Source organism: Streptomyces sp. PH9007, from assembly GCF_059813725.1.
This window is the reverse complement of record NZ_CM187440.1, coordinates 4,924,842-4,936,787: the sequence shown is the minus strand read 5'-3', so window position 1 is coordinate 4,936,787 and position 11,946 is coordinate 4,924,842. Positions and strand designations below refer to the sequence as shown.

Genomic DNA, 11,946 nt, shown 5'->3' with positions numbered 1-11,946 from the left:
CTGTGCTCGGCCCCCGGCCTTCGGTGTGATGCCATCGCGACGGGTCCTAACGGACCTCGTCCACGTCGACCAGATCGACCCGGATGCCCCGGCCGCCGAGCGCGCCCACGACCGTACGCAGCGATCGGGCGGTCCGGCCATTGCGGCCGATCACCTTGCCGAGGTCGTCGGGGTGCACCCGGACCTCCAGCACGCGCCCACGGCGCAAGGTGCGCGAGGCGACCTGGACCTCGTCGGGATTGTCGACGATGCCCTTCACCAGGTGCTCCAGGGCCTCCTCAAGCATCTCAGCCCTCGGTCGACTCGGCCGGAGCGTCGGTGCCCTCGGCGTCGGCCTTCTTGTCGGCCTTGTCGCTCTTCTTGGCCTTCTGGGTGATGGCCTCGCCCTTGGGCTCGCCACCCGACTCCTTGGCCGCGGCCTCGAACAGGGCGCGCTTGTCGGGCTTCGGCTCGGCGACCTTCATCGGCGGCGGGGCGGGCAGACCCTTGAACTTCTGCCAGTCACCGGTGACCTTCAGAATGGCCAGCACGGGCTCGGTCGGCTGGGCGCCGACCCCCAGCCAGTACTGGGCACGCTCGGAGTCGACCTCGATGCGCGAGGGGTTCTGCACCGGGTGGTACAGGCCGATCTCCTCGATCGCACGGCCGTCACGGCGGGTGCGGGAGTCGGCGACGACGATGCGGTAGTGCGGCGAACGGATCTTGCCCAGTCGCTTCAGCTTGATCTTGACTGCCACTGCTGTGGTGTCTCCTGAGTCTTGACGTATGGGCCACAGCGTTCTGCCACGTGGGGTTGCGGCTCAGGAGGGCCCGATGGACGCGCCAGCCGAAGGCGAGAGGGTCCTGTACGACTGTCGAGTTCAGCGTTTCATTCTGCCACATGGGCACAGGGCCCGAAGCACGCCCGGGAAAAGGTGGGGGGACCGGCGCTCGGCGCCGCCCCGGGGGCGTCTCAGGAGACGGGCCCGATCGCGTCACACGGACGCGGCGACCGCCATCGTCTTTCCGGCCACTGCCGTCTCGGCGATCTGGAAGGGCTTCTTGCAGGCGCCGCACATGATGGGGGCCTGTGCGAGGACGGAGGGGACGACTCGCACATTGCGTCCGCATTCGCAGACGGCCTTGACCCGTACGCCGCCACCGGAGGAACCGTGGCGGGCGGCGGGCCCGCGGAAACTGCGCTTGGTGTCGGTGGCGGTCGCCGCCAGGTGGGCCTTGAGGGCTCGCTGGAGGCGCTCGGCCGTGGGTCGGTAACGCCTGCGGGCCTCGGCGTTCATGGTCACCAGGGAGAATCCGCTGCTGGGATGCGGATCCTCTGCGTGGTCGAGACCGAGCTCCTCGGCGATCGCCAGGAAGCGGCGGTTGTGATACCGCCCCGCCCGGGAGGTGTCCCGCACTCCGCGGGCGGCGGCGATGCCATGCACGGCCTCGTGCAACAGTCGTTCGAAGGAGAGCTCGTGTCCACAGGCGGACGACGACTCCCCGATCAGGGATTCAGGGGCGGCCAGGTCTGGCAACTCCGGGTGGTGCCGTTGAATGTCGGCCCACGCGTGCGCCAGCTCGGCGGCGAGAACTGGTGGTGTCGTGCTCACGTCGTGTGTAACGAGCAAGGCCCACCGGGTGTTCCGATTCCGGTGCCAAGTCCGCGAATTTGCACTTACCCGTCAGTTCATGGCGACGCCGAAATCCCCGGAGATCTCGGTCAGTAGGCGCGACCCACCACTGCGACGGTACCGGGTGCGTCGTCCGAGGCCGGCACCGACCCGTCCGCCGCCACCAGTACCCGCACCGACACGGCGTCCTGCGCCAGGCGCGCCTCACCCTCCGGGCCGAGATCCGCCCAGGGGATCCGCGCCCAGCCACCCGCCGCGGCCGCCGCCACCGCCTCCTCGACGCCGGACACCTCGGCGGTACGGGCCTCACGCCGCTCGCGCGACTCGCGCAGCAACTGCGCCTGGTCCTCCTCCAGCAGGCCCGGCAGCAGCCCCGGCAGCGCCGCCAGCGCCACCGGATGCTTCCCGCCCGGGATACGGCGCACCAGGGTGGCCGCGCCGTCCACCAGATCGCGCGGTCCGATCTCGACCCGGGCCGGTACGCCCTTCAGCTCCCAGTCCACGGCGCGCCGTCCGAAGGGGATCTCCACGCGCTCATCGGTCTCCACCCGGACCCCCGCCGCACGCAGTGCCGCGGCGGTCTCGCTCACCGCCGTCAGCACCGCCTCGTCGCCCTTGACGGCGAGCACCACGGCCTGCACCGGCGCCAGCCGCGGCGGCACCCGCAACCCCTGGTCGTCACCGTGGGACATGATCAGCCCGCCCACCATGCGGGTGGAGGCGCCCCAGGAGGTCTGCCACACCAGCTGCCGCGCGCCGTCCGGACCGAGATAGCGGGTGTCGAAGGCCTTCGCGAAGTTCTGGCCCAGCTCATGACTGGTGCCCAGCTGCAGCGCCTTCCCGTCGCGCATCATGCCCTCCAGGGTGAGGGTGTTGATGGCGCCGGCGAACCGCTCCGCGGGGGACTTGCGGCCCAGGACGACGTCGATGGCCAGCACATTGCGCAGGAAGTCGGCGTACACCTCGCGGTGGATGCGGGCGGCGTAGTCGCGGGCCTCCTCGTAACTCGCGTGCGCGGTGTGCCCCTCCTGCCACAGGAACTCGGTGGTCCGCAGGAAGACCCGCGGCCGCATCTCCCAGCGCACCACATTCGCCCACTGGTTGATCAGCAGCGGCAGGTCGCGGTAGCTGTTCACCCACTTGGAGAAGTACTCGTTGACGATCGTCTCCGAGGTGGGCCGGACCACCACCGGCTCCTCCAGGCGCTTGCCGCCGCCGTGGGTGACCACCGCCAGCTCCGGCGCGAAGCCCTCCACGTGCTCGGCCTCGCGGCTGAGATAGGACTCGGGGATGAACAGCGGGAAGTAGGCGTTACGGGCTCCCGCCGCCTTGATCCGGGCGTCCAGCTCCTGCTGCATCCGCTCCCACAGCCCGTACCCGTACGGTCGGATCACCATGGTGCCGCGCACCGGCCCGTTGTCCGCCAGCTCGGCCTTGCCGATCAGGTCCTGGTACCAGCGGGGGAAGTCCTGGTCCTGCGGGGTGAGTACGGGAGCCTTGGCCATGGCGGACATGGTACGGCGCCCGGAGACGTGCGGTACGTCTCCGGGCGCCGTGGGCACCGCTTCGGTCACTTGGGGGGCAGGATGTCCCGGAACTCCTTGGGCAGTTCGAAGTCGCCCGGGTCCTGGCCCGCGCCGGGGACGCCGAACGCCGCACCGCCGCCCTCGGCCCTGCGCTGGGCCTCGGCGCGCTCCTGCTGCTGACGCTTCATCGGGTTGCCCGACTGGCGCTTGCCCTTGCTCTTCTTCTGCTGCTTGCCCTTGCGCTTGCCCGCGCCGCCCATGCCGGGGATGCCGGGCATGCCGGGCATCCCGCCGCCCTGGGCCATCTTCGACATCATCTTGCGGGCCTCGAAGAAGCGCTCCACCAGGCCCTTGACCGTGGAGACGTCGACCCCGGAGCCGCGCGCGATACGGGCCCGCCGCGAGCCGTTGATGATCTTGGGGTCGGCGCGCTCGGCCGGCGTCATGGACTTGATGATCGCGGCGGTGCGGTCCACCTCGCGCTCGTCCAGGTTGTTGATCTGCTCCTTCATCTGGCCCATGCCCGGCATCATGCCGAGCAGCTTGGAGATGGAGCCCATCTTGCGGACCTGCTCCATCTGGGCCAGGAAGTCGTCGAGGGTGAACTCCTTCGGGCCCTTGGCCAGCTTGGAGGCCATCGCCTCGGCCTCTTGCTGGCTGAAGGTGCGCTCGGCCCGCTCGATGAGGCTGAGCACGTCGCCCATGCCCAGGATCCGGGAGGCCATCCGGTCCGGGTGGAAGGCGTCGAAGTCGTCCAGCTTCTCGCCGTTGGAGGCGAACATGATCTGCCGGCCGGTGACCTGGGCGATCGACAGCGCCGCACCACCGCGCGCGTCACCGTCCAGCTTGGAGAGCACCACACCGTCGAAGCCGACGCCGTCGCGGAACGCCTCCGCGGTCGTGACCGCGTCCTGGCCGATCATGGCGTCGACGACGAAGAGCACCTCGTCCGGGCGCACGGCGTCCCGGATGTCGGCGGCCTGCGCCATCATCTCCTGGTCGATGCCCAGGCGGCCGGCGGTGTCGACGACGACCACGTCGAACTGCTTGTCGCGGGCGTGGACCAGGGAGTCCTCGGCGACCTTGACCGGGTCGCCGACGCCGTTGCCGGGCTCGGGGGCGAAGATGCCGACCCCGGCGCGTTCGGCGACGACGGCGAGCTGGTTGACGGCGTTGGGCCGCTGGAGGTCGGCGGCGACCAGCAGCGGGGTGTGGCCCTGCTCCTTCAGCCAGCGGCCGAGCTTGCCGGCGAGGGTGGTCTTACCGGCACCCTGGAGGCCGGCCAGCATGATCACGGTGGGCGGGTTCTTGGCGAACCGCAGCCGCCGGGTCTCGCCGCCGAGGATGCCGATGAGCTCCTCGTTGACGATCTTGATGACCTGCTGGGCGGGGTTGAGCGCCTTGGAGACCTCGGCGCCCCTGGCCCGCTCCTTGATCTGCCCGATGAAGGCGCGCACCACGGGCAGGGCGACATCGGCCTCCAGCAGGGCGATACGGATCTCGCGCGCCGTGGCGTCGATGTCCGCCTCGCTGAGGCGGCCCTTGCCCCTGAGGTTCTTGAACGTCGCCGCTAGGCGGTCGGAGAGTGTGTCGAACACGGCGCTGGCGGATCCCTTATGCGTCGGCGGTCTCGGATGAGCGGTGCCCTCCAGCGTATCCGTATGGCACGGGTACGGTCAGCCCGCGGGTTCGGCGGCTTCCTGATCGGGGGTGGGGGCGAGGGCGCGTTCCAGGTCCTGGGCGAGCTCCGCGGCCTGTTCGGCGGGCAGTGGGCCGCCGGTCGGGCGGGTCACGTAGAAGGCGTCGACCGCGTTGGCGCCGAGCGTGCTGACGTGGGCACTGCGTACCCGGACCCCGGCACCCTCCAGGGCCCGGCCGATGCGGTGCAGCAGCCCGGGGGCGTCCTGGGCCCGGACCTCGATGACGGTGGCCAGGGCCGAGCCGAGCGGTGCGACGGTGACGCGTGGCGGCGGGCTCTGCGGCGTCCTGCGGCGCGGGCGGCGGTAGGCGGCCTCGCGCTCGGCGAGCCGGCCGGTGATGTCGAGGGAGCCGTCCAGGGCGCGGACCAGGTCGGCGCGCAGCCGTTCGGCCTGCGGCAGGGAGCCGTACGCGGCGGCGACCCGCCACTGGAGCAGCAGCACCTCGCCCTGTCCGGCGGGGTCGACGCTGCTGAGTTCGGCGGAGCGGACGGTGAGCCGGTGCAGGGCGAGGACGCCGGAGACGGCGGGCAGCACTCCGGGCTGGTCGGGCAGGGCGACGACGAGTTCGACGCCGACGGGCTCGGGTCCGGCGGCGTCGCCGTCCGCGAGGTCCGGGGACGGCGCGGCGTCGGCGCGGCCCGGTTCCCGCCCGCTGGGCGGCGTGGCGGGGTCGGGGCGGGCGGTGTGCAGGGCGAGCACCGGGGCCTGGGTGCGGAAGGCCTCGATGGCCAGCCGTTCGGCGGCGACGGTGGCCCGGGGCGGGACGGCGCGCGGCGAGGGGCTGCCCTCCTCCAGTGCGGCGGCGACCCGCGCGGTGAGGTCGTCGACGAGGGAGGCCCGCCAGGTGGACCAGGCGGCGGGGCCGGTGGCGAGGGCGTCGGCCTCGGTGAGGGCCTGGAGGAGTTCGAGGGTGCCGGTGGAGCCGACGGCCTTGGCGACGTGGGCGATGGTGGCGGGGTCGGCCAGGTCGCGGCGAGTGGCGGTCTCCACGAGCAGCAGGTGGTGCCGTACCAGGGTGGCCAGTACCTCGGCGTCGGCGGGGCCGAATCCGATGCGGGCGGCCATGTCGCGGGCGATGGTCTCCCCGGCGACGCTGTGGTCTCCGGGCCAGCCCTTACCGATGTCGTGCAGCAGGGCGGCGACCAGCAGCAGGTCGGGACGCTGCACGCGGCGGGTGAGTGCGGAGGCGCGGACGGCGGTCTCCACCAGGTGCCGGTCGACGGTCCAGCGGTGCACGGGGTTGCGCTGGGGGCGGCAGCGCACGCGTTCCCAGTCGGGCAGCAGGGCGTCGATCAGCCCGCCGGCCTGCAGGGCCTCCCACACCGGGACGGTGTCGGGCCCCGCGCCGAGCAGGGTGATGAACTCCTCGCGGGCTTCCGCCGGCCACGGCGCGGGGAGCGGGGCGGCGCCGGCGGCGAGCGCGTGGACGGCGGGCATGGCCAGCGGGAGCCCCGCCTGGGCCGCCGCCGCGGCGGCGCGCAGCGGCAGCACCGGGTCGCGGTCGGGACGGGCGGAACGGGCCAGCACGACCTCGCCGTCCACCTCGACCACGCCTTCGGCGAGCGGGGTGCGCTGTTCGGCGGGGTTGACCCGGCGGCCGCCGCGGGCGCCGAGCAGGTGTCGCAGCCGGGGCCGGGCGGCGCGCGAGCGCAGCACCCGGCCGACCTCGCGCCAGGTGACGTCGGAGGCGTAGGAGATGGTGCGGGCCGCCTCGTACACCCGGCGCAGCAGGGCGTCGGCGTCGAGCATGCCGAGGGCCTTGGCGACCTGATCCTGGTCCTCCAGGGCGAGCCGGTCGGTGGCGCGTCCGGTGGTCAGGTGGAGGGCATCGCGGATGTCCAGGAGGGTGGAACGGGCGGCTTCGAGGCCGGCCCTGGGGGCGTCGGCGATCCAGGAGGCGGCGACGGCGCGCAGCGCGGTGGCGTCGCGCAGGCCGCCGCGGGCCTCCTTGAGGTCGGGTTCGAGGAGGAAGGGCAGTTCGCCGTGGCGGCGGGCGCGTTCGCGGCCGAGTTCGTGCAGGGCCGGGAGGCGGGCGGGTGCCTGGGCGCGCCACTGCGCGAGCAGGGCGGTGCGCAGTTCGGTGGTGAGGGCGGCGTCGCCGGCGACGTGCCGGGCGTCCAGCAGGCCGAGATGGACCTTGAGGTCGTCCGCGGCGGTCGCGTGGGCCTCGCCGAGGGTGCGCACGGAGTGGTCGAGGGCGATGCCGAGGTCCCACACGGGGTACCAGACGCGGTCGGCGAGGGCGGCGATCTCGGCGGTGCTGCCGGTGCCGTCGTGCAGGAGGAGCAGGTCGAGGTCGCTGCGGGGGGACAGTTCGCCGCGTCCGTAGCCGCCCACGGCGACGAGGGCGACGCGGGGGCTGTGCGGCCGGGGGCCGAGCAGGCCGGTGAGCCAGGTGTCGGTGAGCTGGGCGAGTTCGGCGCGGCGCGGCGGCCCGGGCCGGGTCTGCTCGGCGAATGGTTCGCCCAGCAGACGCAGCCTGGCCGCCGCGTACCCGCCGCTGGGGCCCGTGTCCGTGCCGGTGGTGGATGTCGACTCCGCCGTCATGCGGTCCCCAGCTCCTGTTCAGATGGTCAGGTGGTGCCTTGTCGCGGTGCCCGGTGTCACAGGGCGTCGGGGCCGCGGTCGCCGGTGCGGACCCGTACGGTCGTCTCGACCGGCACGCTCCAGACCTTTCCGTCACCGATCTTTCCGGTGCGGGCGGCCTTGACCACGACATCGATCAGCTGCTCGGCGTCGTCGTCCTCGGCGAGGATCTCCAGGCGGATCTTGGGGACGAGGTCGACGGTGTACTCGGCACCCCGGTAGACCTCGGTGTGTCCGCGCTGCCGGCCGTAGCCGCTGGCCTCGGTGACGGTCATGCCGTGCACGCCGAAGGCCTGCAGGGCCGACTTGACCTCGTCGAGACGGTGCGGCTTGATCACCGCGGTGATGAGCTTCATGCGTCCACCTTCTTCTCACCGGAGGCCGTCTGGGCGGTCGCCGGAACGCTGCTGGCCACGGACACCGAACCGGTGCCGGTCTGGCTGAAGTCGTACCCGGTCTCCGCGTGGTAGACCTGGTCGAGCCCGGCGGTCTCGTCGTCCTCGGTGGAGCGGAAGCCCATGGTGGAGTCGATGATCTTGGCCAGGATCCAGGTGACGACGAAGGAGTACGCCATGACCGCGGCCGCGGCGACGGCCTGGAGGGCGAACTGGGCGAAGCCGCCGGCACCGTCGATGGCCAGGAAGCCGACCAGCAGGGTGCCGATGATGCCGCCGAAGAGGTGGACGCCGACCACGTCGAGGGAGTCGTCGAAGCCCAGCTTGTACTTGAGGCTGACGGCCCAGGCGCAGACCGCGCCGGCGACCAGGCCGATGAGCAGGGCACCCATGGGGTTGACGTTGGCGCCGGAGGGGGTGATGGCGACCAGACCGGCGATCGCGCCGGACGCGGCGCCGAGCGTGGTGTACGCGCCGTGCCGGATGCGCTCGTAGGCCAGCCAGCCCAGGACGGCGGTGCCGGTGGCGACCATGGTGTTGAGGGCCATCAGGGCGGTGGTGCCGTTGGCGGCGAGTTCGGAGCCGGCGTTGAAGCCGAACCAGCCGAACCACAGCAGGGCGGCGCCGAGCATGACCATGGGCAGGTTGTGCGGACGCATCGGGTCCTTCTTGAACCCGACGCGCTTGCCGATCACCAGGACGGCGGCGAGGGCCGCGACGCCGGCGTTGATGTGGACCGCGGTGCCGCCGGCGAAGTCGATGACCTCGCGTCCGTCGATCTCCAGGCCGCCGATCCAGCCGTTGTCGCCCCAGACCCAGTGCGCAACGGGGAAGTAGACGATGGAGACCCACAGTGCGATGAAGACGGCCCAGGCGCTGAACTTGACGCGCTCGGCCAGGGCACCGCTGATCAGGGCCGGGGTGAGTACGGCGAACATCAGCTGGAACACGGCGAAGGTGAGGAGAGTCTCGGAGCCCTCGACGCCGAGCATGCCCTTGAAGCCGATGAAGTCCAGGTTGCCGATGATGCCGCCGCCCTCGCCGTTGACGCTGTCACCGAAGGCGATGGAGAAGCCGTAGAGCACCCACAGCACGCTGGAGATGCCGGTGGCGATGAAGCACATCATGAGCATGTTCAAGGCGCTCTTGACACGGATCATGCCTCCGTAGAAGAAGGCGAGGCCGGGGGTCATCAGCATGACCATAGCGGCACAGATCACCACAAAAGCGATATCTGCTGCTTCCAACGTGAACGTCTCCTCAGAATGACGACCCGTGCGGGCAGGATCTTGGGCGGGTCAGGATGCGCCACAGGCTCTCGGAGGGCCGTTTCCGGTGATGGCCGCCCATGTTTCGCAGGGGTGACGATGAGTAGCCGCATGTTAAGCAGAGATGAAATGGACCTGACCGTCACCACGCCCGTACTACGGTGTGCCGCACTGTCCTCCCGGCGTGCGGACAGGGAACCGGCCGCGGCGGGCCGACCCGGAGACGACCTGGCGTGAATGCCGGGTCCGGCGCTCCGGGCCGGCCGCCGCGGCCGGGGATGAGCGGAGTGCGACGGGCGCGCTCAGCAGGCCCGTACCACCTCGTTTTCCGGGAGTTCCGTGGTCAGCCGCTCGGTCAGACCGCGTACGGCGGACACTTCGCCGAAGTCCCGCAGCGCGTTGGCGGAGGTCTTGCGCAGCCGGGTGTTGACCCGCTCCGAACGCAGCCGCCGGGCCAGCGCGATGGCCTGCTCGGCCCGCTCCGCGGCGGCCTCCGGGTCCCGCTCCAGCAGGTGCACGGACGCCATGCCGATCAGGTTGAGTGCATACGACCGCTGGTGGCCGCCGCTCTCCTTGCCCTCGCACTCCGCGGCGAACAGCTGCACCGCGCGCTCCATCGCCGGGCGGGCCAGCGAGACATAGGAGGGGCTGCGCCCGGCGACATAGGCGAGATCGCGGTAGGAGTGGGCGTTCTCCGACTTCAGTTCGGCCTCGGAGAAAAAGCGGATCCACGGTGGGTCCTGGTCGCCCCGGCCCGCCTCCACGAACGTCTCCTCGGCGGCGCGCGCCGCGCGATGACACTTGGGCGGGGCCCCCATGGTGGCGTAGGCACGCGCCTCGATCGCGTACAGCATCGCCTGGGTACGGGCGGTGGCTCCCTCGCGGCTGCCGTACTGCGCGAGATGGATCAGTTCCAGGGCGTCCTCGGCGCGGCCCAGATGGATCATCTGCCGGCTCATCTGGGACAGGATGAACGCTCCCAGCGGCCGGTCCCCCGACTCCTTGGCGGCGTGCAGCGCGAGGACGAAGTACTTCTGCGCGATGGGTTGCAGCCCGATGTCGTAGCTCATCCAGCCGGCCAGCTCGGACAGTTCGGCGGTGATCCGGAACAACCGCCTGCGCACCGGCTCGGGGTGGTGCTCCTGGAGCAGGTCCGTGACCTCGTGCAACTGGCCGACGACCGCCTTGCGGCGCAGCCCGCCGCCGCACTGCGCGTCCCAGGCCCGGAATTCGGCGGTGGTGGCCTCCAGCTGTTCCAGCTCGGGCACCGAGATATTTCTGCGCCGCCCTTCGGGGCCGGCGGGTGCGGGCAGCGCGATGACCCGGGCGCCGCCGCCCGAGGCCCCGGGGGTGGGTGCTTCGGCGGAGGTGGGCACCAGCCAGCGCTGCATGGGCTCTATCAGCGCGGGACCCGCCGACATCGACAGCGAGGTGCCCAGGAAGCCGCGCCGGCCCAGCATTAAGTCACTGCGGGAGAACTCGTTGATCAACGCCACCGTCTGCGGGCCGGCCCAGGGCAGGTCGATGCCGGAGACGGCGGCGGACTGGCGCGCGGAGCGCAGCCCCAGGTCCTCGATGCCGACCACGCAGCCGAACCGTTCGGAGAACAGCTCCGACAGGATGCGCGGTATCGGTTCGCGCGGCTGTTCGCCGTCCAGCCAGCGGCGCACCCGCGAGGTGTCGGTGCTGATGTGGTGGGCGCCCAGCTCCCTGGCCCGGCGGTTGACCTGGCGGGCCAATTCGCCCTTGGACCAGCCGCTGCGCTGGAACCAGGACGTGAGCCGTTCGTTGGGAACCTTCTCGGAGGTGCCGCCGTCAGTGCCCACAGTTACGCCCCCATTCCGGCCCGCATCCCGCGCGGACCGATGGCCGTCGCCTCGCCGTACCGATCTGACGCGCCGTCTGCTGACATCCCGTCTATGAATCTACCGAAAGTAATCCTATGATCACCGACGCGCTGGAGGTGCGGCGGGTAATCGCCACCATTCGCCACCCCTCCGATTGAACCTATTGCCCAGCGTGCGCGCTTCACTGGTACGGGGGATGTACGGCCTCGGGCGGAAGGAAGCACAGCGGGGGCGCGCGCTGCGGAGAACGTGCTCCCCCCGGCCTCAGCCCGACGATCGTAACTATCCGTATACCCGACCCGTTGGAGAGTGCATGGGCTTCACGATCGACGGACTGCGGGAGATCCGGGAGCTGCGGCTGACGGGCAGGTTACCGCGCCGACTGGTCCGGAACCCGGTCCGGATGGCGGTCGCCGAGTACACCGGACTGTGGGGCTGGGACGTGACGCCCGGTGCGCGCGCCGTGCGGCGCGGGCCTGGACCCGGGCGCCCCGAGTGCTCCTGCGGGCGCCCCGACTGCGCCTCCCCGGGCGCCCATCCGCTCAGCGACGACCTCACCATCGCGGCGGGCACCTCACTGCGGCAGGCCCTGGCCGACTGGGACCGTACCCCCGGCGCCACCGCCCTGCTGCCCACAGGGCGCGACTTCGACGTCATCGAGGTCCCGCGCGGACCCGGGCGCCGTGCCCTGCTGCGCCTGGAACGCATCGGGCTGCCACTGGGGCCGGTCGCCGAGGCGCCGCACGGTCGCGTGTGGTTCCTCGTCGCGCCCGGCGCCGCCGCCGAGCTCCCCCAGCTGCTGTACCGGATGGGGTGGGACGACGCGCTGCCGCAGCTGCGCTGCCTGGGGCCCGGGGGGCACATCACGGCGCCGCCGTGCGAGCACGGCGGGCTGGGCCCGGTGCGCTGGCTGCGCCCGCCGGACCTGGAGAGCTCCGTACCACCACCGGCTCGGCTGCTGGTCGGCGCGCTGGCGTACGTGTGCCACCGCGCCGCCGGCTGACCCGCCAC

Annotated in this window: 10 protein-coding genes; 1 reads left to right on the top strand and 9 read right to left on the bottom strand. The window is 71.8% G+C overall.

Annotated features, from left to right (window positions below; genetic code table 11):
- Positions 1-46: 46 nt before the first annotated feature.
- The 9 genes from ACTFAP_RS22890 to nsdA all read right to left on the bottom strand — a co-directional run bounded on the left by ACTFAP_RS22890 (position 47) and on the right by nsdA (position 10,914).
- Entirely contained in the window at positions 47-286 is a 240-nt protein-coding gene (locus ACTFAP_RS22890; protein ID WP_019435522.1) for an RNA-binding protein, read from the bottom strand.
- 1 nt (position 287) lies between these two features.
- A complete protein-coding gene (rpsP, locus tag ACTFAP_RS22885) occupies positions 288-737 on the bottom strand; it encodes a 30S ribosomal protein S16 (RefSeq protein ID WP_030738344.1) in 450 nt (149 codons plus the stop codon).
- A 237-nt stretch (positions 738-974) separates the two neighbouring features.
- Complete coding sequence (locus tag ACTFAP_RS22880; RefSeq protein WP_030738346.1) at positions 975-1,592, bottom strand: hypothetical protein; 618 nt, start codon at positions 1,590-1,592, stop codon at positions 975-977.
- A 110-nt stretch (positions 1,593-1,702) separates the two neighbouring features.
- Positions 1,703-3,118 carry a proline--tRNA ligase gene (gene proS / locus ACTFAP_RS22875; protein WP_495682154.1) on the bottom strand — a complete coding sequence of 472 codons (1,416 nt, stop codon included), beginning with the start codon at positions 3,116-3,118 and terminating at the stop codon, positions 1,703-1,705.
- 65 nt (positions 3,119-3,183) lie between these two features.
- Entirely contained in the window at positions 3,184-4,737 is a 1,554-nt protein-coding gene (gene ffh, locus ACTFAP_RS22870) for a signal recognition particle protein (RefSeq protein ID WP_500467284.1), read from the bottom strand.
- Positions 4,738-4,815: 78 nt separating this feature from the next.
- Entirely contained in the window at positions 4,816-7,386 is a 2,571-nt protein-coding gene (locus ACTFAP_RS22865) for a [protein-PII] uridylyltransferase (RefSeq protein ID WP_495682152.1), read from the bottom strand.
- 56 nt (positions 7,387-7,442) lie between these two features.
- Positions 7,443-7,781 (bottom strand): P-II family nitrogen regulator, encoded by a 339-nt coding sequence (locus ACTFAP_RS22860; RefSeq protein ID WP_030738355.1) that lies wholly within the window; start codon positions 7,779-7,781, stop codon positions 7,443-7,445.
- Complete coding sequence (locus tag ACTFAP_RS22855; protein ID WP_400012973.1) at positions 7,778-9,067, bottom strand: ammonium transporter; 1,290 nt, start codon at positions 9,065-9,067, stop codon at positions 7,778-7,780. Before ACTFAP_RS22855 ends, ACTFAP_RS22860 begins: the two co-directional genes overlap by 4 nt.
- A gap of 323 nt (positions 9,068-9,390) precedes the next feature.
- Positions 9,391-10,914 carry a transcriptional repressor NsdA gene (gene nsdA, locus ACTFAP_RS22850; RefSeq protein ID WP_495682151.1) on the bottom strand — a complete coding sequence of 508 codons (1,524 nt, stop codon included), beginning with the start codon at positions 10,912-10,914 and terminating at the stop codon, positions 9,391-9,393.
- A 334-nt stretch (positions 10,915-11,248) separates the two neighbouring features.
- Between nsdA and ACTFAP_RS22845 the strand changes: the two genes are divergently transcribed.
- Positions 11,249-11,938 carry a bifunctional DNA primase/polymerase gene (locus ACTFAP_RS22845; RefSeq protein ID WP_495682150.1) on the top strand — a complete coding sequence of 230 codons (690 nt, stop codon included), beginning with the start codon at positions 11,249-11,251 and terminating at the stop codon, positions 11,936-11,938.
- The last annotated feature ends 8 nt before the right edge of the window (positions 11,939-11,946 follow it).